This window comes from Demequina sp. NBRC 110055, assembly GCF_002090135.1.
Lineage (GTDB): Bacteria > Actinomycetota > Actinomycetes > Actinomycetales > Demequinaceae > Demequina.
This window is the reverse complement of record NZ_BBRL01000006.1, coordinates 108437-133378: the sequence shown is the minus strand read 5'-3', so window position 1 is coordinate 133378 and position 24942 is coordinate 108437. Positions and strand designations below refer to the sequence as shown.

Below are 24942 nucleotides of genomic sequence, written 5' to 3'. Positions count from 1 at the left end.
CCCATGGCACGTACCCCCCTGATTGCGGGCAACTGGAAGCTCAACCTCGACCACCTCGAGGCCACCCACACCGTGCAGAAGCTGGCGTGGCTGCTGCGCGACGCGAAGCACGACTTCGAGGACGTGGAGGTCGCGGTGCTCGCCTCCTTCACCTCCATCCGCTCCGTGCAGACGCTCGTGGACGCCGACAAGCTCGAGCTAAAGTACGGTGCTCAGGACATCTCGAGCCACGAGTCCGGCGCCTACACGGGCGAGGTCTCGGGCGCGCAGCTCGCGAAGCTCGGCGTGTCCTATGTCGCCGTGGGCCACTCGGAGCGTCGTGAGTATCACGGTGAGACCGACGAGGTCGTGGCCGCCAAGACCAAGGCTGCCTTCGACAACGGCATCGTGCCGATCGTGTGCGTGGGCGAGGGCCTCGACGTGCGCAAGGCTGGCGACCAGGTCGAGTACACGCTTGCCCAGGTCGACGGCGCGCTCAAGGACCTTCCCGCCGACAAGGCGAAGGACGTCGTCATCGCCTATGAGCCCGTGTGGGCCATCGGCACCGGCGAGGTCGCGACCCCGGCGGACGCCCAGGAGGTTTGCGGTGCGATCCGTGGTCGCCTCGCTGAACTGTACGACGCGGAGCTCGCCGACGGCGTGCGCGTGCTGTACGGCGGCTCGGTGAAGTCCGGCTCGATCGCCCAGCTCATGGCCGAGCCCGACGTGGACGGCGGCCTCGTGGGCGGCGCAAGCCTCGACCCTGAGGAGTTTGCGAAGATCGCGCGCTTCCGTTCACACCAGGTGGGCTGACGCCCGTGCGTGGCGCCTACCAGGATGCGCGATTCGTCGCGTATCCTGGTAGGCGATCCGAACACGTCTGAGGAGAACTGTGGCAATTCTGGAGACCACCCTGTGGGTCCTGCTGGTGATCAGCTCGTTGGTGATCATCGGTTTGGTGCTCATTCACCGCGGCCGCGGAGGCGGCATCACCGACATGTTCGGCGGCGGCTTCGCCTCCGGCGTGCAGTCGTCGGCGGTGGGCGAGCGCAACCTCACCCGCATCACGTGGATCACGGCGAGCGTCTGGGTGGCGATCATCGTGCTCCTTGGTCTCATCGCGCGGTTCGCCGTCTAGCAGCACCTGAGGGGAAGATTTCATGGCAGGCGGAAACGCCATTCGCGGGTCGCGCGTCGGCGCTGGACCCATGGGCGAGGACGAGCGTGGAGAGTCAGCGCCGCGTCAGGTCGTCAACTACTACTGCGCGAAGGGCCACGTCACGTCGCCCAGCTTCGCCATCGGCGACGAGGGCGACGCGCCTGAGGTGCCCATCGAATGGGACTGCCCGCGTTGCGGCCTTCCCGGCGGCCTCGACAAGGACAACCCGCCGGAGCCGCTGCGCAACGAGCCGTACAAGACGCACCTCGCGTACGTGAAGGAGCGTCGCTCGGAGGAGGAGGGCCAGGCCCTGCTCGACGAGGCACTCGGAACGCTGCGCGCCCGTCGCGGCGCCACCGCCTAACGACACCGAGACTCCAGGCCCGGCCTCCCCGACAGGGGCGGCCGGGCCTTGTCGTTCCCACCGGTGTGCCGCGACGCATGCCAGGATAGAAGGCGACCCCCGCCGACCCCCTCAGGAGGAAACTCATGAAGATTGAGATCGAATACTGCGTGCCGTGTGGCTACCTTGACCGCGCCATCGAGGCACAGCGGGCACTGCTCACCACGTTTGGCGGCGCCGTCGACTCGGTGGCGCTGGTGACGGGGGACAAGGGTGTCTTCACGTTCCGCGCCGACGGTGACGTGATCTACTCCAAGCCCGACGAGTTCGACATCACTCAGATCGTCGAGTCGGTCAAGGCACGTCTGGCCGCGTAACAGTCGACACACGTGAGGGGCGGGGCCAGATGGCCCCGCCCCTCACGTGTATGGCCCGTCCGGGGCCGATGCATCGGCTGACCTATACCTTCGTCGTCGCCGCGACGTCGACGAGCCACAGCGTGCGCTCGGTCCCGTCGACGGCGCCGCCGGGCACACCGGAGCGGCGCAGGGAGTCGCGCACGGCATCGGCCTTGCCCTCGCCTGCAGCCACGACCCACACCTCGCGGGCGCGGTTGATGCTCGCGAGGCCCAGCGAGACGCGAGTCGGTGGCGGCTTGGGCGAATCGTGCACAGCGTGCGTCTCGGCCGTGGGCCCGGTGAACACCGGGTGGGCCGGGAACAGCGAGGCGATGTGCGCGTCGGGGCCAAGCCCGAGCAGCAGCACGTCCCAGGTCGGGGTGCCCGCCTCGGCGATCTCACGGGCATAGTCGGCGGCGGCATCCTCGGCGGAGTCGAACTGGTCGCTCGCACCCATCCGGTGGATGTTCTCTTCGGGAAGAGGTAGCGAGTGCAGCAACGCCTGTTGCGCCTGGCCCTCGTTGCGATCGGCGTCACCGGTGGGAACGAAGCGCTCGTCACCCCACCACACGTGCACGCTGGTCCAGTCGACGGTCGCCGCGAGGGGGGACGCCGCGGCGGCTTCCAGCAGCGCGATCCCGACGGTCCCGCCGGTCAGAACGGCGTCTGCGCGCCCGCGTAGGGCAACGGCATCACCGAGCGCCAGCAGCAACCGTGCGCCGGTCGCCTGGGCCACCGCATCGGCATCGGCGTGGACGATGACCTGCCTCATGCGATGCTCACTGAAGCGCTGTCCGCGCCTGCCCACCGGCGTAGGGCCTCGCCGTAGACGGGATCGTCGTCGAGCCGGCGTAGTTCTTCGGCGAGGCAGTCACCCAGGGTTCGTGCAGGCAGCGCGATGGTGTGCTCGGGCTGGCCCGGCTGGGTCAGGGTCGCATTGTGGCCGTCGGGGCGCGCGATGCCGATGTCGCCCGAGGGTGTCTCGAGGACGATGGACTGCAGGCCGCGCACGTCGTCCGCGTAGGTCGCCTCGAATTCACATCCGAGGGTGCCCTGGAGCCAGGCGCCGAGCAGCAGGATGGACGGGCTGCCGGTGTCGCCGTGCAGGCGCGCCTTCGTCACGCGCTGGTCGGCCACCTGCTCGAGCGCCGCGGCGAGCAGCGCACGCCAGCGGGTCACACGGGTCCATGCGAGGTCCGTGTCGCCGGCCTGGTAATGCTCGGCGAGGTGGCGCAGGACCGCGACAGGGTCGGCCTCGCCCTTCGAGTCGGTGATCCGGCGCGAGGCCATGCGGCCGATGCTCGAGGCACCGGGGTCGGTGGGGACGGCGGCCGGCCACCAGGCGACGATCGGGACGTCGGGCAGCAGCAGCGGCATCACCAGGGTGTCGCCGTGCTCGGCCTGGACACGCGAGGGGCGCAGGACGACCACCTCGGACGCGCCAGCGTCGCCGCCCACGCGCAGTTCCGCGTCGAGGGTTCCCTCGTCGCCGTCGTGCGGGGCGATGACGATGATGCGGCAGGGGTGCTCACGCGACGCCACATTGGCGGTAGTGATGGCGTCCTCGACATCCGCGTCGGTCGCGTCGATCACGAGGGTGAGGACGCGGCCCAGCGTGATGACGCCGAAGTCCTTACGCGACTGCACCAGGCGCTTGTTGATCTCGGAGATCGAGGTACGGGGCAGGTCGATGATCATGGGCGCCTCCAGACGCGTCCGTCCTTGGCCAACATGGCATCGGCACTCGCTGGGCCCCATGTCCCGGAGCGGTACTGCTCCGGCTGGGTACCCGACCCTTCCCAGTGCGCGATGACCGGGTCGAGCAGCTTCCACGACAAGGCCACCTCCTCGTGGCGGGGGAACAGTGGCGGGTCGCCGAGTAGCACGTCGAGGATGAGGCGTTCGTACGCCTCGGGCGAGGACTCGGTGAAGGCGTTTCCGTAGCCGAAGTCCATCGTGACGTCGCGCACCTCCATCTGAGATCCGGGCACCTTGGAGCCGAAGCGCAGCGTCACGCCCTCGTCGGGCTGCACGCGGATGACGAGCGCGTTGTTGCCCGCCTCGGTGCCCTCGATGTCCTGGAAGTACGGGCTCGGGGCCTTCTTGAACACGAGCGCGATCTCGGTGACGCGACGGCCCAGGCGCTTGCCTGCCCGCAGGTAGAACGGGGTGCCAGCCCAACGGCGGTTGGGGACGTCGAGGCGGATCGCGGCGTATGTCTCGGTGATCGAGTCCGACGGGATGTCATCCTCGTCGAGGTAGCCGCCCACCTGCTCGCCGCCGCGCCAGCCGGCGGCATACTGCCCGCGGGCCGTGTTCGTGTCGAGGTCGGCGGGCAGCTTGGCGGCGCGCAGGACCTTTTCCTTCTCGCCTCGCAGGTCATCGGCGTCGAACGTCGCCGGCTCCTCCATCGCAGTCAGCGCGAACAGCTGCAAGAGGTGATTTTGGATGACGTCCCTGGCTTGGCCGATACCGTCGTAGTAGCCAGCGCGCGAGCCGATGCCGATGTCCTCGGCCATGGTGATCTGCACGTGATCGACATACTGGCTGTTCCAGATGGGCTCGAACAGCTGGTTCGCGAAGCGCAGCGCCAGCAGGTTCTGGACCGTCTCCTTGCCCAGGTAGTGGTCGATGCGGAACACGGAGTCGGGCGGGAAAACCTCCGACACGACGGCGTCGAGCGCGTTGGCGGTCTCAAGGTCCTGCCCGAAGGGCTTCTCGATCACCACGCGGCGCCACGCGCCGTCCTTGGCGTCCGACAGGCCCGAGTCGCGTAGTTGCGTGAGGACCTGGGGGAACGCGGACGGGGGGATCGACAGGTAGAAGGCGTGATTGCCGCCCGTGCCTCGACGTTCGTCGAGCTCCTCGACGGTCTCGCGCAGGCGACGGAAGGCGTCGGGGTCGTCGAAGGTGCCCTGGACAAACCGGATGCCTTCCGCGAGCTGCTTCCACGTCTCCTCACGGAACGGCGTCCGTGCGTGCTTCTTCACGGAGTCGTAGACGACCTCTTCGAAGTCCTCGCGGTCCCATTCGCGTCGCGCAAATCCCGTGAGTGCGAAAGCGGGCGGCAGGAGGCCGCGGTTCGCAAGGTCGTACACGGCGGGCATGAGTTTCTTGCGGGCGAGGTCGCCGGTGACGCCGAACATCACCAGGCCGGACGAGCCCGCGATGCGGGGGAGGCGGCGGTCGCGCGGATCGCGCAGCGGATTGACCATGTCAGACCTTACGTCGCGACGGTGACGCCGCGTGGGTTCCGGGGGAGGGGGGAGACGATGAGGGGTGGCGCGGCGCTGACCGAGCCACCCCTCATCGACGTACTACTGGGTGGCGGCGATCGTCTCGCGCGCCTTGGCTGCCACGTTGTCGGCGTTGAAGCCGTACTTCGACAGGAGCAGCGCGCCGTCAGCCGACTCGCCGAAGTGGTCGACGGAGACGGTGCGGCCGTTGTCGCCCGCGATCTCGGTCCAGCCCAGGCGCGAGCCGGCCTCGACGGTGACGCGCGCCTTGAGCGCGGCGGGGATCACGGACTCGCGGTAGGCCTCGTCCTGACGCTCAAAGCGCTCACGCGACGGCATCGACACCACGCGGGCCTTGACGCCCTCACCGGCCAGCACCTCGCGTGCCTCGACGGCGACGGAGACCTCGGAGCCCGTGGCGATGATCACCACGTCGGCGTCCTCATCCGCGCCCGCCAGCACGTAGGCGCCCTTGGCGACGCCCTCGGCCGAGGTGCCCTCGAGCACGGGAAGACCCTGGCGCGACAGGATGATCGCGGAGGGGCGGTCGGTGGTCTCGAGGATCGCCTTCCACGCCGCCGCGGTCTCGTTGGCGTCCGCGGGGCGGACGACGTCGAGACCCGGGATGGCGCGCAGCGTCGCGAGGTGCTCGATCGGCTGGTGGGTCGGGCCGTCCTCGCCGAGACCCACCGAGTCGTGCGTCCACACGAAGGTGGTGGGGATGCGCATCAGGGCAGCAAGGCGGACCGACGCGCGCATGTAGTCGGAGAACACGAGGAACGTGCCGCCGTAGGTGCGGGTCAGGCCGTGCAGCGTGATGCCGTTGAGGATCGCACCCATGCCGAACTCGCGGATGCCGAAGTGCAGCGTGCGCCCGTACCACTCGGCGTTCGGCCACGAGTGGGTCGAGCGGCGCGGGGGGATGAACGAGGGCTCGCCCGCCATGGTGGTGTTGTTCGAGCCGGCGAGGTCGGCGGAGCCGCCCCACAGCTCGGGCAGCACGGGCGCGAGGGCGCCGAGCACCTTGCCCGAGGCGGCGCGGGTGGCGACCTTGGTGCCGACCTCGAACGTGGGCAGCGCCTCGTCCCAGCCCTCGGGCAGCTCACGCTTGGACAGGCGTGCGAGCAGTGCGGCGCGCTCGGGGTTCTCGGCCTCCCAGCGGGCGAGCGTCGAGTTCCACTCGGAGTGGGCCGCCTGGCCGCGCTCCTTGACCTGGTGCATGTGGGCGAGGATCTCGGGCTCAACCACGAAGGACTGCTCGGGGTCGAAGCCGAGGACCTTCTTCAGGCCCGCGACCTCGTCCGCGCCCAGCGCCGAGCCGTGCACGCCGCCCGTGTTCTGCTTGGTGGGCGAGGGCCAACCGATGATGGTCGACAGGCGGATGATCGACGGCTTGCCGGTCTCGGCCTTGGCGGCCTCGATCGCGTCGAAGAGTGCGCCGGGGTTCTCCTCGTAGCCGCCGTCCTCGGTGATCCAGTTGACGTGCTGTGTGTGCCAGCCGTAGGCCTCGTAGCGGGCCATGACGTCCTCAGTGAACGAGATGTCGGTCTCGTGCTCGATCGAGATGCGGTTGTCGTCCCAAATGACGATGAGGTTGCCCAGCTCCTGGGTGCCCGCGAGCGAGGAGGCCTCGGAGGAGACGCCCTCCTGCAGGCAACCATCGCCGGCGATGACGTAGACGTGGTGGTCGAACGGCGAGGTGCCGGGGGCGGCCTCGGGGTCGAGAAGGCCGCGCTCCTTGCGGGCGGCCATGGCCATGCCGACGGACGAGGCGATGCCCGTGCCGAGGGGGCCGGTGGTGATCTCGACGCCATCGGTGTGGCCGTACTCGGGGTGGCCGGGCGTGCGCGAGCCCTCGGTGCGCAGTGCCTTGAGGTCGTCGAGGTCAAGGTCGTAGCCGGAGGCGAACAGCTGCAGATACAGCGTCAGCGACGAGTGGCCCGCGGACAGCACAAAGCGGTCGCGGCCCAGCCACGACGAGTCCGAGGGGTCGTGGCGCATGACGTTCTGGAAAAGCAGGTACGCGGCGGGCGCGAGCGAGATGGCGGTGCCGGGGTGCCCATTACCGACCTTCTCCACGGCGTCGGCGGCAAGCACGCGCAGAGTGTCCACTGCGCGGCGGTCGGCATCGGTCCAGGTGACGGTCACAGATTTCTCCCATGAATCGTGAGATGGTTCCCTGCCAGCCTAGCGGCGTCTGGCGCGTGCCGATGCTCACCTGCAACAGTTCACGGGTGCCGCTTTTATGCGGTGAGGCACCGGCTACATGGCGGCAATCTGAGCGCGCGCGAAGTGGCGGGGGTCGGCAAGCGGGACCGGCGTGTGCCGCTCGCACGGCGGAGCGCGGTGCACCGGTACCATGGAGCCCATGTCCCAGGCCACCTCTGCCGCGTCCCGTCGCGCGAGCACTCCCGGATCATCGCGCATCTCCGCCGGGGACAAGGCGAAGGCCTACGTCGCGCTGACCAAGCCGCGGATCATCGAGCTTCTGCTCGTCACCACGGTGCCCGCGATGATCCTCGCCGCTGACGGCTTCCCCTCGTGGACCCTGCTCGTCACCACCGTCGTGGGCGGATACCTGTCCGCCGGCGCCGCGAACGCGTACAACATGTACCTCGACCGCGACATCGACGCCGTGATGAACCGCACCAAGGGGCGTCCGCTCGTCACGGGCAAGGTGACGCCCTCCGAGGCACTCACGTTTGCCTCCATCCTCGCCGTCGTGTCGACCGCGTGGTTCTGGGTGGTCGTCGGCTCGCCCCTCGCGTCGGTGCTCTCCGTCGCGGCCATCGTCGGCTACGTCGTCATCTACACGATGATTCTCAAGCGTCGCACGGCCCAGAACATCGTGTGGGGCGGCGCCGCGGGGTGCATGCCGGTGCTGATCGGGTGGGCCGCGGTGACGCAGTCGCTGTCGTGGACTCCCGTGCTGCTCTTTCTCATCATCTTCTTCTGGACGCCCCCGCACTATTGGCCGCTGTCCATGAAGTTCAAGCGCGACTACGCGCGCGCCGAGGTGCCCATGCTGCCCGTGCTCGCGAGCAGCCGCCGCGTGGCCGTCGAGATGATCGGCTACGCCTCCGCGATGGTCGCGACGACGCTGATCCTCGTTCCCGTGGCGGGTATGACGTGGGTCTACGCCGGCGTCGCCGCCGCGGCGGGAGCCTGGTTCATGACCGGCTGCATCCGCCTGTACCGTCGCGCCCAGCGCGACGAGGCGAAACTGAAGGAAATGCGGCTCTTCCACGACTCGATCACCTACCTCACCGTCGTGTTCGCGGCCATCATGGTGGACCCGTTCCTGCCGGAGGCCCTGACCGTCTGGGCCGGCTGAACCGGGGTGACCGAGTGACCGGCAACGACGCGGTGTTCGGCATCGACGAGGCGCGCGAGGCGTACCTCGCTCACGTCGCGGTCGAGCGCGGGCTGAGCGCCAACACCCTCGCTGCCTACCGGCGCGACCTCACGCGCTACACCCGCTTCCTCGCCACGCGCGAGCGAGCCGCCATGGACGAGGTGACCCGCACGGACGTCGCGGACTTCGCCCAAGCCATCGGTACGGGAGTCGACGGCGGGCGGCCGCTCGCGCCGGCATCGGCCTCCCGCACCGTCGTCGCCGTCCGCGGCTGGCACCGCTTCGCGCTGGCCGAGGGGTGGAGCACGTTCGACGCGGCGAGCGACGTGAAGCCGCGGGCCATCCCGCAGCGCCTGCCCAAGGCCATCTCGACGGGCCACGTCGAGGCGATCCTGGAGGCCGCGTCGGCGGGCGACGGCCCGGCGCCGTTGCGTGACCGCGCGTTGCTCGAACTCGTGTACGCGACCGGCGCACGTATCTCCGAGGCCGTGGGCCTCGATGTGGACGATGTGACGCTTGCCGAGGGCGAGGAAGCGGTGCTGCTGCGAGGGAAGGGGCGCAAGGAGCGTGTCGTGCCCATCGGCGGCTACGCCGCGCGAGAACTGCACGCCTATCTGGTGCGTGCGCGCTCACCGCTCGCGCAGGCTGGTGCGGGTACACCCGCGCTCTTCCTCAACACCCGCGGGGGTCGTCTGTCGCGCCAGAGTGCCTGGACCATCCTGAAGGTGGCCTCGGAGCGCGCCGGGGTCGCCGACGTGTCCCCGCACACGCTGCGTCACTCCTTCGCCACCCACCTGCTTTCGGGGGGCGCCGACGTGCGCGTGGTGCAGGAACTGCTGGGCCACGCGTCCGTCACGACCACCCAGATCTATACCGCCGTCACCCAGGACGCCCTGCGCGAGGTCTACGCCACCAGCCACCCGCGCGCCCGCCGCTGAGCGCCCCGCGACCGGCGGTAAGGTGTGGCACGTGACCGACTTCCCTGAGCCCGCAGCCCTCGCCAGCCACGGTCCCGCGCGCGTGGTCGCGCTGTGCAACCAGAAGGGCGGCGTGGGCAAGACCACGACGACCGTCAATTTGGCCGCGTCGCTCGCCGAGTATGGCCGCAAGGTGCTCGTCGTCGACTTCGACCCGCAGGGGGCGGCGTCCGCTGGACTGGGAGTCAACCCCAACGAGGCCGAGCTCACCATCTACGACCTGCTGATGCGGTCGTCGGTGAAGGCCGAGGACGTCATCGTCGCCACCAATGTGGACAACCTCGACCTCATGCCCGCCAACATCGACCTGTCGGCGGCCGAGGTGCAACTGGTGGGCGAGGTCGCGCGCGAGTCCACGCTCGATCGCGCGCTGCGCGGCGTCGAGGACGACTACGACGTCATCCTCATCGACTGCCAGCCGTCGTTGGGCCTGCTCACCGTGAACGCCCTGGTGGCGGCGCACGGCGTCATCATCCCGCTCGCGAGCGAGTACTTCGCTATGCGTGGCGTCGCGCTGCTCGTGGAGACCATCACGAAGGTGCAGGACCGCCTCAACCCGCGCCTGACCATCGATGCCATCATCCCCACGCTCTACGACGGCCGCACCCTGCACTCGCAGGAGGTCGTCGAAAGCGTCCGCCACGGCTTTGGCGACAAGGTCACCGAGACGATGATCCACCGCACCGTCAAGTTCCCGGACGCCTCCGTCGCCGCAGAACCCATCACCACGTTCGCGCCGCAGCACGCGGGCGCCCACGCCTACCGTCAGCTCGCGCGTGAGCTCGTCGCGCGCGGCGTCGCGGCCTGACGCACGTGGCGGGTGACGGCGCGGTCGCCGTGACGGGGGCCGATGCCCCTGGCGAGCCGGGCGGCGCCGTCACCGAGGCGGCGGCCCCACGCGAGGCATTTTCCGTCCACCTAGACAACTTCGAGGGCCCCTTCGACCTGCTCCTGAGCCTCATCTCGAAGCATGAGATGGAGATCACCGACGTCGCATTGGCGCGGGTGACGGACGAGTTCCTGGCGATCATCGGCGGCGGCGACAAGGATTGGGACCTCTCGCAGGCCTCCGAGTTCCTCGTCGTGGCCGCGACGCTGCTCGACCTCAAGGCCGCCCGGCTGCTGCCCCAGGGCGAGGTCGACGACCTCGAAGACCTCGAACTGCTGGAGGCGCGCGACCTGCTGTTCGCGCGGCTGCTGCAGTACCGCGCGTTCAAGGCCGTCGCGGGGAGTCTCGATGAGATGTTGCAGGCGCCCCGGCGCATCCCGCGCGACGTCCCTCTCGAGCCGCACTTCGCGATGCTGCTGCCCGAGTTGGTGTGGTCGGTGACGCCCGAGCAACTCGCGCGCCTCGCGGCGCACGCGTTGCAGCCCAAGGCCACCGACACGGGCGTGAGCCTCGCTCACCTGCACGCCCCGGCGGTGTCGGTGCGCGAGCAGGCGGCGGTCGTGACGAGCCGCCTACAGCGCGAGCACGTGATGACGTTCCGCTCGCTGGTACGCGACGCCGACCACGTCAACGTCGTGGTGGCGCGCTTCCTCGCGTTGCTGGAGCTGTTCCGTGAGGCCGTGGTCGCCTTTGACCAGGTACGCTCGCTCGGCGAGCTGACGGTCCGGTGGACCGGCGGCACCGACCAGGTCGAGGTCTCCGACGAGTTCGACGATGCCGCAGATGAGGGCTCGCCCTCCGACGCCACGGAAGGAAACCCGGACAGCGATGGCTGACACACACCTCGCGGGAGCGATCGAGGCGATCCTGATGGTCGTCGACGAACCCGTCGCCGCCGCGGACCTCGCCACGGCACTCGACGTGCCGACCGAGCAGGTCATCGACACCCTGCATGCGCTGCGCGACGAGTACGCGAACCCGGACCGACCGCGAGGCTTCGAGTTGCGCGAGGTTGACGAGCGCTGGCGCATCTACTCCTCCAGGCTGTATGCCGATGCCGTAGGGGCGTTCGTGGTCGACGGCCAGTCTGCGCGGCTCTCTCAGGCCGCGCTCGAGACGCTCGCCGTGGTCGCCTACCGCCAGCCCGTCACGCGCGGGCAGGTGTCGCAGGTGCGTGGCGTGAACGTGGATTCCGTCATGAAGACGCTCGCGGCTCGCGGCCTCGTCACCGAGGTCGGCGAGGTGGCAGGCGCGCTGCAGTACGGCACCACCACGGAGTTCCTTGAGCGCATGGGGCTGGGCTCGCTCGACGAGCTTCCCGAACTCGCCCCATACTTGCCTGATCTTGCCGACATCGATGGGGAGGGCCGCTAATGGACCTCGAGATTCACCGTCCCGAGGGCGTTCGCCTGCAAAAGGTGCTCGCCTCAGCAGGGGTTGGCTCGCGACGCAAGTGTGAGGTGCTGATCGAGCGTGGCCTCGTCAAGGTCAACGGCGAGGTCGTCGACCAGTTGGGCGTCCGCGTCAACCCCGCCGAGGTCGTGATCGAGGTCAAGGGTCAGCGCATTTCCGTGGACGATGACGCGCTGACGGTGGTGCTCAACAAGCCGCGCGGCGTGGTGTCGACCATGTCCGACCCTCAGGGCCGACCGGCGCTGGACGACTACGTCAGCGAGTTCCCGGAGCGACTGTTCCACGTGGGCCGCCTGGATGCCGAGACCACCGGGGTGCTGCTGCTGACCAACGACGGCGAGCTCGCGAACCGGTTGGCGCACCCCACCCACGGCGTGTCGAAGGTATACGTCGCGAAGGTGGCGGGCTCCGTGCCACCCAACCTGGGAACCAAACTGCGCGCGGGCGTGGACCTCGAGGACGGACCGGTGAGGGTCGCGTCGTGCCAGATCCTCGACGTGTCCCAGGGACACTCACTCGTCGAGGTCGAACTGCATGAGGGCCGCAACCGCATTGTGCGCCGCATGTTCGACAAGGTGGGCTTCCCCGTCGTGGACCTGGTGCGCACCCGCTTCGGACCCATCACCCTGGGCAATCTGGGCCCCGGTGAGCTGCGTCGGCTCACCCGCGAGGAGCTGGGATCCCTGATGAAGGCCGCGGGTCTCTAGCCGGTTCCCTGTCGCGTCGGGATCGGGCACGCGCCCCGATACGATGGACGCCATGACGACCCGAGCGATTCGCGGAGCCACCTCGCTCGAGGGCGACGCCAAGGACCACCTGCACGCGCGCACTCAGGAACTCGTCGCGCAGATGATGGCCGCCAACGGCCTCACCCCTGACGACGTCATCTCCGTGTTCTTCACGTGCACTCCCGACATCGTCTCGGATTTTCCCGCTGCCGCCGCCCGTGAGATGGGCTTCGCCGACGTGCCGCTCATGTGCGCCGTCGAGATGGCGGTGCCCACGGCATTGCCGCTCGTGGTGCGGGTCATGATGCATGCGGACGTCGACATGCCGCGCTCGGAGGTCAAGCACACGTACCTCCACGAGGCCGTGCGGCTGCGCCGGGACATCGCGCAGTGACGACTCGACAGGGCGCGTTGCCGGAGGCGGCGAGCGACGCTCGCGTGCACATCGTCGGCGCCGGACTCATCGGCGCCTCGGTCGGCATCGGCCTGACTGCGGAGGGGTGGTCCGTCACCATCTCCGACGCCGACCCGCAGGCCGAACGCCTCGCGCACGCCATCGGCGCCGGCGGCGCCCTCACGGGTGACGCTCCGCGCCCTCACCTGGTCGTCGTCGCCGTGCCTCCCTCCGCGGCGGCCGATGCCGTGGTGGCCTCCCTGCGTGCGTGGCCCGAGGCGGTCGTCACCGACGTGGCGTCGGTCAAGGGCCCGCTGGCGCGCGCGGCCGTCGCGGCGGGGCTGGGGGAGCGCTACGTCGGTTCGCATCCCATGGCTGGGCGCGAGATTTCGGGCGGCCGCGCCGCCCAAGGAGACCTCTTCAAGGCGCGGCCATGGGTCGTGTGCGCCGGCGAGGCACCGCGCGCCGCCGTGGACCTCGTGAGCGCCGTCGCGCGCACGCTGCAGGCGGACGTGGTCGAGATGGACGCCGAGGCGCACGACGCCGCGGTGGCGCGCGTCTCCCACGCACCCCAGGTGGCCGCGTCTGCGGTCGCGGCAGCCCTGGGCCCGCTCACCGGCAATGACGTCGCCCTGGCGGGCCAGGGACTGAGAGACGTGACGCGGATCGCGGCGTCCGAGCCCGCCATGTGGGCCGACATTGCGCGGCTGAACTCTCATTCCCTCGTCACGACGCTCGAGCACATCATCGCTGACCTCGAAGACGTGCGCGACGCCGACGACATTGGCGAGGCCCTCACGGATCTCATCGAGCGCGGCCGTATGGAGGTCGCTCGCATTCCCGGCAAGCACGGCGGCGCCACCCGCGACTGGGTGGCCGTCACCGTGATCGTTCCCGACCGTCCCGGCCAGTTGCTGCGCCTGCTGACCGATGCGGAGGCGGCCGCCGTCAACGTCGAGGACATCACCATCGAGCATTCACCGCGTCAGCCCGTGGGTCTCACGACGCTGCACGTCCTACCCGAAAGCGCACCCGCCCTCGTGGAGGCGCTGACCGCACAACACTGGGAGATCGCTTCACCATGACCGGAATCGTCATCGCCATTGACGGGCCCGCCGGCACCGGCAAGTCCACCGTGTCTCGCGAGGCCGCCAAGCGCCTGGGCCTGGCGTACTTCGACACGGGCGCCACCTACCGGGTGGCGACACTCGCGTGCCTGCGGGAGGGCGTCGACTTCTCCGTGTCCTCCGACGTGGCATCGATGGTGGCCACCATGAACGTCGAACTCGTGCTCGACCCCGCCAACCCGCGCGTCATGCTGGACGGCGAGGATGTCTCCGCGCTGATCCGCACCGACACCGTCGCGCTGACGGTGTCGAAGGTCGCCACGAACCTCGAGGCGCGTCCGATCCTGCAGCAGATGCAGCGCGACGTCATCGCGGCGGAGCTCACGGGCGGACGCTCGGGCGGCAAGGGTGTGGTGGCCGAGGGGCGTGACATCACGACCGTCATTGCACCCGAGGCCGACGTGCGCATCCTCATGACCGCGGACGACGAGGTCCGAGTCGCGCGCCGGGCGGGCGAGGGCGCCGACCTCGCCACCGTCCGCGAGGCCGTGCTGGGCCGCGACAAGAAGGACGCCACCGTGGTGAGCTTCCACGAGGCCGCCGACGGCGTCCTCACCCTCGACACCACCGACCTCACGATCGAGGAGGCCGTGCAGGCCGTCCTCGATCGCGCCGCCGAGGCGCAGGCGTGAGCGACGCGCGCGTCCCGAGCCGCTGGGGGCCGCGTTGGTCCCGGTGGGTGGGACGCGCGCTCGCCAAGGGCCTGTGGCGCACCGAGGTGCGCGGGGTGGAGAACATCCCCGCGTCGGGTCCCGTCGTCGTCATCGGCAACCACGTGGGCCTCATCGACGGTCCCGTCCTTCACGGCATCATCCCGCGCGGCTCCCACTTCCTCATCGGCAGCCACATGTTTCACGGCGTGCTCGGCGTGTTGCTGCGGGGTGCCCAACAGATCGAGGTCGTCGATGCGGGACGCGACGCGCTCGCCCAAGGGCTCGCGGTGTTGCGCCGCGGCGACGTCGTCGGGGTCTTTCCCGAGGGCACCAGGGGAGCGGGCAGGGCCGATGCCGTGCACGGCGGTGCCGCATGGCTCGCCATCCAGTCGGGAGCGCCCCTCGTGCCCACCGCGCTGGTCGGCACCCGGCACACCGGTGAACCCACGGGCGTGTGGCCGCGCCCAGGACGGCGTATCCTCGTGGAGTTCGGCGAGGCATTCACGCTCGATCTCGACGCGAGTCTCAAGGGCCGCGCACGTCAGGAGGCGGCGCAGGCGCGGCTCGCCGAGGAATTGCGTGCGCGCATCGACGCGACCCTCGCCACCACCGACCTCACGCTGCCCCTCGACGAGGCGGCGAACCTCAAGGAGACCTCATGACGGACGAGACCGAGTACGGCGACACTGAGTATCGCGGCCTCGAGGACGTACCCGAGCGCGTCGAGGTGCCCTCGGACCCCGCGGAGAGCCTCGACGAGGTGCGCGAGGCGGCGCTGCGCGCGGGCCTCGACGCCTACGAACTGACGGACGACGACCTCGCGACGCTTGCCGGCGAGGAGCCCGTCGACACGGAAGAGGCGCTGCCCACCCTCGCGATCATCGGCCGCCCCAACGTCGGCAAATCCACGCTGGTCAACCGCATCATCGGGAAGCGCCTCGCCGTTGTCGAGGACACCCCTGGCGTGACCCGTGACCGCGTGTCGTACCGCGCGGAGTGGGCCGGGCGTGACTTCATGCTGATGGACACCGGCGGCTGGGAGGCGAAGGTCCAGGGCCTGGATCTCTCCGTCGCGCAGCAGGCCGAGGTCGCCATCGACATGGCAGACGCGGTCCTGTTCGTGGTGGACGCGACCGTGGGGGCCACGGCCTCCGACGAGCATGTGGTGCGACTGCTGCGCGCCTCCAAGAAGCCCGTGGTGCTAGTGGCCAACAAGGTTGACGGTCCTCAAGGCGAGCTCGAGGCGGCCGCCTTGTGGAACCTCGGACTGGGCGAGCCGTATCCCGTCTCCGCCCTCCACGGACGCGGCACCGGCGACCTGCTCGACGCCGCTGTGGCGGCGCTGCCCACTGAGATGCCCCAGGTCGAGATCGACCCCGATGCGCCGCGCCGCATCGCGCTCGTGGGCCGGCCCAACGTCGGCAAGAGTTCGCTGCTCAATCAACTCGCGGGTGAAAACCGCGTGGTGGTGAACGAGGAGGCCGGCACCACCCGGGACCCCGTTGACGAGGTCGTCGAGATCGGCGACCGCCGCTGGACCCTCGTGGACACCGCCGGCATCCGCCGTCGCGTCCACCAGACCAAGGGTGCGGACTTCTATGCGTCGCTGCGCACGGGCGCCGCGATCGACCGCACCGAGGTTGCCCTCGTGCTGCTCGACGCGTCGACGCCGCTGACCGAGCAGGACACGCGCGTCATCACGCAGGTCGTGGAGTCGGGCAAGGCTTTGGTGCTTGTGTTCAACAAGTGGGACCTGGTGGGCGAGGACGAGCGCTTCTTGCTCGAGCGGTCCATCGAGAAGGACCTGGTCCAGCTCACGTGGGCGCCGCGAGTCAACCTCTCGGCGCGCACCGGCTGGCACACCAACCGCCTTGTGCCGTCGATCGACCTGGCGCTCGGCTCGTGGGATCAGCGCATCTCGACCGGCCGGCTCAACTCGTTCCTGGGTGAGTTGGTCGCGGAGCACCCGCACCCCGTGCGCTCGGGCAAGCAGCCCAAGATCCTGTTCGCGACTCAGGCGTCCAACCGACCGCCACGCTTCGTGATCTTCGCCTCGGGCTTCCTCGAGCCGACGTACCGGCGCTTCATCGAGCGTCGCCTGCGCGAACAGTTCGGCTTCGAGGGCACCCCCATTCAGATCTCCGTGCGGGTGCGCGAAAAGCGGGCGCGCAAGCGCTAGCGAGTCACGGGCGGCTCACCGCGCGAGGGCCGGCTTAGCCGCGCGTGGGTGCGCTGACGTGTGCGACCTCATACACGTGGCCGTCGGTGCGTCGCGGCCGACCCATCAGGAGGTCGAAGCCGATGGCGTCGCCGGTGGCGGCGTCGAGCGCGCGGACGCTCGCGCGCGCGTCACGCTTGAGGGCCGTCGCGTTCGCGTCGGTACGCAGCCGGTCGGCGGCGTCGGCCCACGTCTCGTCGACATGCGCGGGCGCGCGCGTAAACACCGCGGTAGTGGCCTCGCGGGCGCCGGCGGCGTTCAGGTGCATGCTGGCGACGGGCCACAGGTCTACGCGCGGGCGACCGAAGTCTGCCTCGATGCCCTGAAAGCCGTCGCCGCCCCACAGGAAGCGACCCATGCGGGAGGTGTTCGCCCACACGTAGACGGGCGCATATTCGTTCGCTGTGGCACCGTTCACCCCCACTTCGCTCATGCAGTAGGCCTTCAGGACCAGTCCGTCGTACTCGTCGAGGGCGTGGCCACGCTCGGCCACACGGCGACGGATGAGCGTCATGTCGTAGTCGCGGGGAAGGGCGATGGAGTAGCGCATGGCGATCATGCGCCGAGCCTACTGACTCGCGTGGGCCTGAAAGGCGAGGCCGACCAGGTCGCGCAACACCTCGAGGTCGATGGTGTCGAGGCGTTTCACGTACACGCACGAGGCTCCCGTGGTGTGAGGGCCGAGCCGCTCAAGCACTGCGCTCGACGCCTGGTGGTCCTGGAGCCCGTAGAAGGCGAGCTGCCCGCTGCGCGGTGAGAAGCCCACGCGTGGCATGTCGCCCTCGCGACCGCTCGCGTAGCGGTAGTGGTAGGTGCCAAACCCGATGATGCTCGGCCCCCACATCACGGCGGGCTCTCCCGTGACCTCACACATCAGCGCCACGAGTGCCGTGCCTTCCGCGCGGCGGCGCGCGTGCGTCACGGTCGCGAGGAAATCCTCGACGGGGACGTCCGTGGGACGCGTCGCGTTGCCTGCCACGGGGCCAGGATAGGCGGCACAGAGCCGGTGTGCGCAGTGATGTGGGCCACGCGCGTCTAGGACGGTGGGGCTCCTGCACGGTAATCTCAGCGGGTGCTCGATGTGATGACCCTCAGGATCACACTCGGCATTGTTTCCCTCGTCGTCCTTGCGTTGTTCTGGGTCGGCGTCTATCGCCCCACGCGATCCCCGTTTGCCGGCTGGTGGACCATGTCGCTGGTGTGGTCGAGCATCGGCCCGCTCCTGTTGCTGTTGAACGGCACGCCCGCTCAGGTCATCACCAACCCGGTGTCATCAATGACCACCGTCTGGGGTGCCTTCTCGGTGTGGTTTGCGACGCGGTCGCTGCGAGGCCGGGGGGCGCACCCGCGCTGGATGGTGGGCGTCTCCGTGGTCGTGTTGGTCGCCGCATTCTTCGACGATCCTGCCACGAACACCTGGGCGGGAAACGGCCCGATGTTTGCCGTCATGGCCACCTGCTTTGGCCTCGCGGCGTGGGACATGTTCCGTGTGTGGCAGGACCGACGCGAACTCCCCGACCGCCGCAATGATGAGGAGGCGCTGGTCGCGCTGATCGTGTCCGGTCTCGCCGCCGCTCTCCTCAGCGCCTTCTACGGGTTGCGCACCCTGTTGTTCGTGGCGCTCGGACCAGAGTCCGAGGTCTTCACTGCGGTGGTGGGCACCGGACCCACCACCATCGTGTTACAGGTGTGCCTCGTGGCGGTGACCTTTACGGTGTCCGCGCTCGGCTACGACCAGCGCACGCAGGAACTGCGCCGCCAAGTGGCCCACGACGACCTCACCCACGTGCTGGGGCGGGCGGCATGGATGGACGGCGCGCGGGCGCTCATCGAAAACAGAGTGCGCTCGGGTGACAGCATCGCGATCGTCGTGGCCGACATCGACCACTTCAAGGCGATCAACGACTCCCGCGGTCATGCCGTGGGCGATGCGGTGCTCCTCGCGTTCGGCACGGCGATGGCCGACGTGTTGCAGCGCGGCGAGATTGCGGGCCGGCTCGGCGGCGAGGAGTTCGCCCTGGCCCTGATCGGAGTCGATGCCGACGCCGCCCGCCGTCGTATGGACGAACTCAACGACCGGCTGACCTGGCTGCTGCGCACGGACCGCCTACCCGCGACGACCGTCAGCTATGGCATCTCGCACGTTCGCGAGCGGGATACGGTCGAGATGGTGGTCGAGCGTGCCGATGCGGCGATGTACCGCGCCAAGCAGTCCGGCCGCGACACCGTCGTCGTCGATGGCGCCGATCAGCCGCCGGGGTCGTCGGCCTAGCGTTTAGCCGCCCAGCGTCGCGTGCCCCTCCTCGCGTTCCCGCAGAGCGCGGCGCAGCACCTTCCCGACGTTGGTCTTGGGAAGCTCGTCGAGGAACTCGATGTGGCGCGGGCGCTTGTAACCGGTGAGGCGTTCGCGCAGGAAGACCGCCAGTTCCTGTTCGGTCAGTGACGGGTCGCGTCGCACCACGAAGAGCTTGGGTACCTCGCCCGCGTGCTCGTCCGCTACCGGAATCGCGCCCGCCTCGAGGACCTTGGGGTGCAGCATGGCGGCGTCCTCGATATCGCCCGGATACACGTTGAAGCCGGAGACGACGATGATCTCTTTCTTGCGGTCGACGATCGAGAAGTAGCCGGTCTCGTCGCGCGTCGCGATGTCTCCGGTCAGCAGCCAGCCGTCGTCGGTGAGCACGGCGGCGGATTCGGACTCGTTGCGCCAGTACCCCTTCATCACCTGGGGCCCGCGCACCGCGAGCTCACCGGGCTCCCCGAGCGCCGCCTCCTCGCCGTCCTCGGTGAGAATCCGGACATCGGTCGAGGACAGCGGCACGCCGATGGTGCCGATGCGAGGCGGCAGGTGCGTGGGGTTGACCGAGACGACGGGAGAGGCTTCGGTGAGCCCGTAGCCCTCGACCATGTGGGTGCCGGTGACCTCGTGCCACGTGCGGGCGACGGCGGAGCGTAGCGCCATGCCGCCGGCCACCGAAATGCGCAGGCGCGACAGGTCGGCCTTGGCGAACTCGGGGTTCTCGAGTAGCGCGCCCGCAAGCGTCGACACGAGCACCAGCGCGTGTGGACGGGACTGGTCGATGGTCTTCACGAAGGCAGGGATATCGCGGGGGTTCGTGATGAGCACGTTGTGGCCGCCCAGGCGGAAGAAACCGATGCAATTCACCGTCAGCGCGAACACGTGATACAGCGGCAGCGCCGCGATGACCGTCGAGTCGGAGTCGAGCACCGCGCGCATCTGGCCGATGAACTGCTCCTGGTTGGCCAGCAGGTTCCAGTGGGTGAGCATCGCGGCCTTGGTGCCGCCGGTGGTGCCGCCCGTGTACTGCAAGAACGCGAGGTCCTCGGGGCCGATGCCCGGGTCGGCAAAGCGGGCAGGGTCACCGGAAAGGAGGGCGCGGAACGGCACCGCCTGCGGCAGCGAGTAGGCCGGCACCATCTTCTTGACGTGCTTCGCGACGAGGTTCACGATGGTGCGCTTGGGCTGGCTGAGCATGTCGCCCGCTTGCGTAACGATGATGTGCTCGATGGTCGAGTCCGCGATGACCTGCGCGGCCTTGTCGGCGAAGTTGGCCAGCACGATCATGGCGCGGGGCTCGGCGTCCTTGACGACGGCCGCGAGTTCGGAGGTCGTGTAGAGAGGATTCGCGTTGACGACGATGAGCCCGGCACGGAGGGCGCCGTAGAGCACCACCGGGTACTGGAGCAGGTTCGGCATCTGCACGACGATGCGGTCGCCCTTGACGAGCCCCAGCTCGTTTTGCAGGTACGAGGCGATGCGCGTCGCAATGTCGTCCACCTCGCGGAACGACAGGGTGCCGCCGAGGTTGGAAAACGCGGTGCGCTCGCCGAACTGCTGCGCGGCCGAGCGCGCGAGCTCGCCGAGGGAGCGCTCCGCGGGCGCATGAATGCGGGGCTCGACACCGGGCGGGTAGTGCGCGAACCAGGGCCGGGTGGCGTCACCCACGGGGTCGATGTCGGCGGGGACGGGGGCGGGGGTAGGCATCTGCATCTCCATTGATGTCGATGGGGGACTGTCTCAGGTGTGGGATGAGGGTACGCGAGTATGGGCCGTCCACTCGCGCATCCAGTCGTCGACACGCAGATGGGGCGGGAGCCCGCCCACGGCGGCCTCCAGCTCGTCGTGGTCGACGCTGCCGCCGGTGCGACGCAGAAAACGGGTGCGCACCAGCGCATGGGCGTGCACGGTGTCACCGACCATGAAGCGCTGTTCGAGGTAGCCCCAGCGCTCGTCGAGGCCGACGATGCGGGTGTGGAGGTCGAAGCGGGCGCCCAGCCTCAGCTCCTTGCGAAACGTGATGGTCTGGCCCGCGACGACCGGGAACCACCCGCGCCGCTTGAGGTCGGCCCAGAACCCCGAGCGCACCATGAGGTCGAGCCGGCCCAGATCCATGAGGGTGAGATAGCGGCCGTTGTTCATGTGGCCGAGAACGTCGAGGTCGGTGGGGGCCACGCGGAAGGACGTGACCGACTCGTCCCACAGCGAGGCCGACGCGCCGCGACGAGGGGATCGCTTCAGGCGCAGCCTGAGCCACAACAGCCGCCACCAGAGGTTCACGGCCGCACCCGCATCCTCAGGTGTGGCTTGGCGCCGTCGGGGGTGGTGACGTCGGCGTCCCAGCCGCCGGGGGCATCGGCCGCGCGGAATCCCACCGTGCCGGGCAGCAGGATGGGCTTGGCGAAGTCCACCTCGACTCCATACGTCGACGGCAACCGTTGTTCGAGCGCCGCGAGTGCGCGTGCATGCGTCCACATGCCGTGAATGATCGGCCTGGCGAAGCCGAACGCCTTGGCGGCGACCCGGGACGTGTGGATGGGATTGGGATCGCCCGACACCCGCCGGTAGTCGCGTCCCAGGGTGGACGACAGCCGCCACCGGCCCTGCAGCGCGCGTGGCTCGAAGGGCTCGTGGGGAGCGTCCTGCGGGGTGCCCTCTGCGCGCATCCCGGTGGCCAGGTAGGTGCTCGTGCCCTGCCAGACCACGTCCCCACCGACCTCCGCGCGCGCGACCAGGTCCACTAGGGCGCCGCGACGGTGGGCACGGGGAGTGGTGGCATGGACCGCCAGGTCGAGCGCCTCGTCCGCGCTCACGGGACGCTGAAGGCGCATGGTGTTGCTGACATGGACGGCGCCGACGAGTCGCACCGTGGCGTGCGCGTCACTCAGGAGATGCACGTGCAGCGGGAACGCCAGGACGTGGATCCAGGTGGGCGGGACCGTGTCGCGCAGGGTCAAGCCGGTGACTCGTGAGTAGTCGGCGAGCCGGGCACGGTCCTGGATCACGCCCGCGAGCCGCACCACGTGCTCGGGCACACGCGCCACCGACGCCCGGCTGGGCAGGAGTGCCCGGGCGACACTGCGTCCCATGCCAGGTGGCGAGTCAAGGGTGACGACGGCGGTCATCAGGCACCCACGAGGTTCTGCCCGCACACGCGAATGACCTGGCCTGTCACGGCCTTCGACGCGGGGTCGAGCAGGTAGCCGATGGTCTCGGCGACGTCGACGGGCCGGCCACCCTGACTGAGCGAGTTGGAGCGGCGGAAGATCTCGCGCTGGACGAAGGGGATCCTTCCCGTCATCTCGGTCTCGATGAAGCCCGGCGCGACCGCATTGACGGTGATGAGGCGTTCGGCGAGGTCGGGCGCCATCGCCTCGACGAGCCCGGCAACGCCCGCCTTGGAGGCCGCGTAATTGGTCTGGCCCTTGTTGCCGGCGAGTCCCGAGGTAGAGGCGATCCCGACGAGTCGCCCGCCGTCCACCAGGCCGCCGTCGGTCGCGGGGTCGAGCAGGATGTCGTTGATCCGTATCTGGGCGGCGAGATTGACGTCGAGGACGGAGGCCCAACGTGCGGCGTCGGTGTTGACGAGCATCTTGTCGCGCGTGATGCCGGCGTTGTGCACCACTGCGTAGATGCCACCGGCGCGGGCGGCGTGCTCGGCAATGCGGCGGCCCGCATCGGCCGCGGTGATGTCGAGCTGGAGGGCGGAGCCGCCCACCTCGTTGGCCACCGCCGCGAGAGACTCACCCGCGGCGGGGATGTCGACCGCGATGATGTGCGCCCCGTCCCGTGCAAGGGTGCGAGCGATGGCGGCGCCGATGCCGCGGGCGGCGCCCGTGACCACGACCACCTTCCCGTCGAGCGGCCGGTCGTCCAGTGCGGTCGCCGGGGAGTCAGTGTGGCCCACGGACCAGGCCTGGCCATCGACGAACGCCGAGCGGCCCTGCAGCACAAAGCCGAGGGTCGACACGAGGTCGCCGGCGACGGTGTCGGGGGTGACGCGCACCAGCGTGGCGGTCGCGCCGCCGCGCAGTTCCTTGGCCACGGTGCGGTTAATGCCGTCCAGGGCGCGTGCGACGGACCGTTGCTCCCAGTCGCCCTCGGCGGGTCGGGCAAGGGTGACGATGCGCCCCGACTTCGCCAATCCTCGCACCGCGGGACGGAGCACCGCGCGCAGCTGCTCGAGCTGGTCGATGGTGGTCACGCCCGTGGCGTCGACCACGAGCGCGCCGATGCGGCTGCCGTAGCCGGGCGCCGGCTCCTGGCCGTCGTCCACGATGGGGGATTCGACCGAGCGTCCCAGCAGTGCGAGCGTCTCCCGGGCGAGCGTCGACTCGCCGATCTCGGCGAGCACGATGGCACCTTCGGGCCAGGTGCGGCCGCGGGCAAGGCGCGGTGGCTCCTTGAGCCCCGCCTTGGCGGCGATGGCCTTGCCCGGCTTGGACGTGAAGGCCTTCTCGAGCGCGCTCATCACACCGCCTCCAGAATCGCGACGACGCCCTGCCCGCCGGCGGCGCACATGGAGATGAGTCCCTTGGTGCCGGGCCCGCGCTCGTGCAGCAGCTTTGCGAGCGTGGGCACGAGCCGCGCGCCCGTGGCCGCGAACGGGTGGCCCGCGGCGAGCGACGAGCCGGTGACGTTGAGGCGCGAGCGGTCGAGCGAGCCGATGGGGGAGTCGAGTCCCACGGAGCGGCAGTACTCGGCGTCCTCCCACGCCTTGAGGGTGGCGAGCACGGTGGACGCGAACGCCTCGTGGATCTCGACGAGGGCGACGTCGTCCAGGGTCAGGCCACGCCGGGCGAGCATGCGTCCGGTGGCCGCCACCGGCCCCAGCAGCAGGTCGGCGCCGCCAGGGTGGTCGACGGCGGCGACTTCGGCGTCGACGATCCGGGCCAACGGGGTCAGGCCCCGCGCCGCGGCCCACTCCTCGCTCACGATGAGCGCCGTCGCGGCGCCGTCGGACAGCGCCGTGGAGTTGCCGGCGGTCATGGTGCCCTCGGGGCCGCCGAAGACGGGCTTGAGCGCCCCGAGCTTCTCGACGGTGGTGTCGGGCCGCATAATCGCGTCGGCGGCGACCCCCAGATACGGCGTGACGAGGTCGTCGAAGAAGCCGTCCTTCCAGGCCTGGGCGAGGTGGTGGTGGCTCGCGGCGGCAAGCTCGTCCTGTTCGGCGCGGCCGATGCCCCAGCGTGCGGTGGTGAGCGCCTGGTGCTCGCCCATCGACAGCCCCGTGCGCGGCTCGGCGACTCCGGGCGCTTGCGGAGCGAGGTGGCGGGGGCGGATGCCCGCGAGCGCCTTGACGCGTGCGCCCGCCGAGCGGGCCCGGTTGGCCTTGAGGAGGGCCCGCTTGAGACCGTCGCTCACGGTGATGGGGGCGTCCGACGCCGAGTCGACGCCGGCGCCGATGCCCACATCGATCTGTCCTAGCGCGATCTTGTTCGCGATGTAGACGACGGTCTCGAGACCCGTGCCGCAGGCCTGCTGGAGGTCGCAGGCGGGGGTGGAGGGGGACAGCGCCGAACTCAGCACGACCTCCCGGGTGAGGTTGAAGTCCTTCGGGTGCTTGAGTACGGCGCCTCCGGCGACCTCGCCCAGGCGTTCGCCGGCGAGCCCGAAGCGGGCCACGAGCCCGTCGAGGGCTGCCGTCAGTAGGTCATGGTTCGAGGCCTCGGCGTAGGGGCCGCCGGCCTTCGCGAAGGGGATCCTGTTGCCCCCGAGCACCACAGCGTTGTGGGTCACACGTGCCTCCATCATTGGCGGGAACTCGGCAGTGC

27 protein-coding genes are annotated in these 24942 nt (G+C 69.8%); 16 read left to right on the top strand and 11 right to left on the bottom strand.

Annotation, left to right across the window (positions count from 1 at the left end; genetic code table 11):
* Window positions 1-3: 3 nt before the first annotated feature.
* From tpiA to B7K24_RS07620, 4 genes are all read left to right on the top strand, one after another.
* A complete protein-coding gene (gene tpiA, locus B7K24_RS13640) occupies window positions 4-792 on the top strand; it encodes a triose-phosphate isomerase (RefSeq protein WP_084129724.1) in 789 nt (262 codons plus the stop codon).
* Window positions 793-871: 79 nt separating this feature from the next.
* Window positions 872-1117, top strand: a complete 246-nt coding sequence (gene secG, locus B7K24_RS07630) for a preprotein translocase subunit SecG (RefSeq protein ID WP_084129722.1) — start codon at window positions 872-874, stop codon at window positions 1115-1117.
* A 22-nt stretch (window positions 1118-1139) separates the two neighbouring features.
* Complete coding sequence (locus tag B7K24_RS07625) at window positions 1140-1502, top strand: RNA polymerase-binding protein RbpA (protein WP_084129720.1); 363 nt, start codon at window positions 1140-1142, stop codon at window positions 1500-1502.
* Window positions 1503-1627: 125 nt separating this feature from the next.
* Window positions 1628-1858 (top strand): SelT/SelW/SelH family protein, encoded by a 231-nt coding sequence (locus B7K24_RS07620; protein ID WP_084129718.1) that lies wholly within the window; start codon window positions 1628-1630, stop codon window positions 1856-1858.
* 82 nt (window positions 1859-1940) lie between these two features.
* On the opposite strand, the gene pgl is transcribed toward B7K24_RS07620, so the two are convergent.
* The 4 genes from pgl to tkt form a co-directional block, all read right to left on the bottom strand.
* Window positions 1941-2651 (bottom strand): 6-phosphogluconolactonase, encoded by a 711-nt coding sequence (pgl, locus tag B7K24_RS07615; protein ID WP_084129716.1) that lies wholly within the window; start codon window positions 2649-2651, stop codon window positions 1941-1943.
* Window positions 2648-3577, bottom strand: a complete 930-nt coding sequence (locus B7K24_RS07610; RefSeq protein ID WP_084129714.1) for a glucose-6-phosphate dehydrogenase assembly protein OpcA — start codon at window positions 3575-3577, stop codon at window positions 2648-2650. Before B7K24_RS07610 ends, pgl begins: the two co-directional genes overlap by 4 nt.
* Window positions 3574-5094: a glucose-6-phosphate dehydrogenase gene (zwf, locus tag B7K24_RS07605; protein ID WP_084129712.1), complete on the bottom strand. Its 1521-nt coding sequence runs from the start codon at window positions 5092-5094 to the stop codon at window positions 3574-3576. The genes B7K24_RS07610 and zwf overlap by 4 nt, the downstream gene beginning before the upstream one ends.
* A 102-nt stretch (window positions 5095-5196) precedes the next feature.
* Window positions 5197-7263 carry a transketolase gene (gene tkt, locus B7K24_RS07600; protein WP_084129710.1) on the bottom strand — a complete coding sequence of 689 codons (2067 nt, stop codon included), beginning with the start codon at window positions 7261-7263 and terminating at the stop codon, window positions 5197-5199.
* A gap of 211 nt (window positions 7264-7474) precedes the next feature.
* Between tkt and B7K24_RS07595 the strand changes: the two genes are divergently transcribed.
* From B7K24_RS07595 to der, 11 genes are read left to right on the top strand one after another with little or no spacing between them, the layout of a single operon-like run.
* Window positions 7475-8449 (top strand): heme o synthase, encoded by a 975-nt coding sequence (locus B7K24_RS07595; RefSeq protein ID WP_200808306.1) that lies wholly within the window; start codon window positions 7475-7477, stop codon window positions 8447-8449.
* 14 nt (window positions 8450-8463) lie between these two features.
* Window positions 8464-9408, top strand: a complete 945-nt coding sequence (locus B7K24_RS07590; protein ID WP_234986621.1) for a site-specific tyrosine recombinase XerD — start codon at window positions 8464-8466, stop codon at window positions 9406-9408.
* Between the two features lie 31 nt (window positions 9409-9439).
* On the top strand, window positions 9440-10255 hold the full coding sequence (locus tag B7K24_RS07585) for a ParA family protein (RefSeq protein ID WP_234986620.1): 816 nt from the start codon (window positions 9440-9442) through the stop codon (window positions 10253-10255).
* Between the two features lie 5 nt (window positions 10256-10260).
* Entirely contained in the window at window positions 10261-11172 is a 912-nt protein-coding gene (locus B7K24_RS07580) for a ScpA family protein (RefSeq protein ID WP_144268203.1), read from the top strand.
* On the top strand, window positions 11165-11710 hold the full coding sequence (gene scpB / locus B7K24_RS07575; RefSeq protein WP_234986619.1) for an SMC-Scp complex subunit ScpB: 546 nt from the start codon (window positions 11165-11167) through the stop codon (window positions 11708-11710). Before B7K24_RS07580 ends, scpB begins: the two co-directional genes overlap by 8 nt.
* A complete protein-coding gene (locus B7K24_RS07570; RefSeq protein WP_084129703.1) occupies window positions 11710-12456 on the top strand; it encodes a pseudouridine synthase in 747 nt (248 codons plus the stop codon). The genes scpB and B7K24_RS07570 overlap by 1 nt, the downstream gene beginning before the upstream one ends.
* A 52-nt stretch (window positions 12457-12508) precedes the next feature.
* A complete protein-coding gene (aroH, locus tag B7K24_RS07565; RefSeq protein ID WP_084129701.1) occupies window positions 12509-12871 on the top strand; it encodes a chorismate mutase in 363 nt (120 codons plus the stop codon).
* Window positions 12868-13956 carry a prephenate dehydrogenase gene (locus tag B7K24_RS07560; RefSeq protein WP_234986618.1) on the top strand — a complete coding sequence of 363 codons (1089 nt, stop codon included), beginning with the start codon at window positions 12868-12870 and terminating at the stop codon, window positions 13954-13956. Before aroH ends, B7K24_RS07560 begins: the two co-directional genes overlap by 4 nt.
* Window positions 13953-14630: a (d)CMP kinase gene (gene cmk / locus B7K24_RS07555; RefSeq protein ID WP_084129699.1), complete on the top strand. Its 678-nt coding sequence runs from the start codon at window positions 13953-13955 to the stop codon at window positions 14628-14630. Before B7K24_RS07560 ends, cmk begins: the two co-directional genes overlap by 4 nt.
* The gene (locus B7K24_RS07550) at window positions 14627-15313 is read left to right on the top strand and encodes a 1-acyl-sn-glycerol-3-phosphate acyltransferase (RefSeq protein ID WP_084129697.1); all 687 of its coding nucleotides are present in this window, start codon (window positions 14627-14629) and stop codon (window positions 15311-15313) included. Before cmk ends, B7K24_RS07550 begins: the two co-directional genes overlap by 4 nt.
* On the top strand, window positions 15310-16830 hold the full coding sequence (der, locus tag B7K24_RS07545) for a ribosome biogenesis GTPase Der (protein WP_084129695.1): 1521 nt from the start codon (window positions 15310-15312) through the stop codon (window positions 16828-16830). Before B7K24_RS07550 ends, der begins: the two co-directional genes overlap by 4 nt.
* Window positions 16831-16864: 34 nt before the next feature.
* On the opposite strand, the gene B7K24_RS07540 is transcribed toward der, so the two are convergent.
* Complete coding sequence (locus B7K24_RS07540) at window positions 16865-17428, bottom strand: DUF4865 family protein (protein ID WP_084129693.1); 564 nt, start codon at window positions 17426-17428, stop codon at window positions 16865-16867.
* Between the two features lie 9 nt (window positions 17429-17437).
* Window positions 17438-17848 carry a DUF1801 domain-containing protein gene (locus B7K24_RS07535; protein WP_084129691.1) on the bottom strand — a complete coding sequence of 137 codons (411 nt, stop codon included), beginning with the start codon at window positions 17846-17848 and terminating at the stop codon, window positions 17438-17440.
* 93 nt (window positions 17849-17941) lie between these two features.
* Here B7K24_RS07535 and B7K24_RS07530 point away from each other — a divergent pair, with 93 nt between their 5' ends.
* Window positions 17942-19141, top strand: a complete 1200-nt coding sequence (locus B7K24_RS07530) for a GGDEF domain-containing protein (protein WP_084129689.1) — start codon at window positions 17942-17944, stop codon at window positions 19139-19141.
* A gap of 3 nt (window positions 19142-19144) precedes the next feature.
* On the opposite strand, the gene B7K24_RS07525 is transcribed toward B7K24_RS07530, so the two are convergent.
* From B7K24_RS07525 to B7K24_RS07505, 5 genes are read right to left on the bottom strand one after another with little or no spacing between them, the layout of a single operon-like run.
* A complete protein-coding gene (locus B7K24_RS07525; protein ID WP_084129687.1) occupies window positions 19145-20875 on the bottom strand; it encodes an AMP-binding protein in 1731 nt (576 codons plus the stop codon).
* Between the two features lie 33 nt (window positions 20876-20908).
* Window positions 20909-21448 (bottom strand): thioesterase family protein, encoded by a 540-nt coding sequence (locus B7K24_RS07520; RefSeq protein ID WP_084129685.1) that lies wholly within the window; start codon window positions 21446-21448, stop codon window positions 20909-20911.
* Window positions 21445-22293, bottom strand: coding sequence for a MaoC/PaaZ C-terminal domain-containing protein (locus tag B7K24_RS07515; RefSeq protein ID WP_084129683.1), 849 nt, complete (start codon window positions 22291-22293; stop codon window positions 21445-21447). Before B7K24_RS07515 ends, B7K24_RS07520 begins: the two co-directional genes overlap by 4 nt.
* Entirely contained in the window at window positions 22293-23639 is a 1347-nt protein-coding gene (locus tag B7K24_RS07510) for a 3-oxoacyl-ACP reductase (RefSeq protein WP_084129681.1), read from the bottom strand. Before B7K24_RS07510 ends, B7K24_RS07515 begins: the two co-directional genes overlap by 1 nt.
* Window positions 23639-24922, bottom strand: a complete 1284-nt coding sequence (locus B7K24_RS07505) for an acetyl-CoA C-acetyltransferase (RefSeq protein ID WP_373994163.1) — start codon at window positions 24920-24922, stop codon at window positions 23639-23641. Before B7K24_RS07505 ends, B7K24_RS07510 begins: the two co-directional genes overlap by 1 nt.
* Between the last annotated feature and the right edge of the window lie 20 nt (window positions 24923-24942).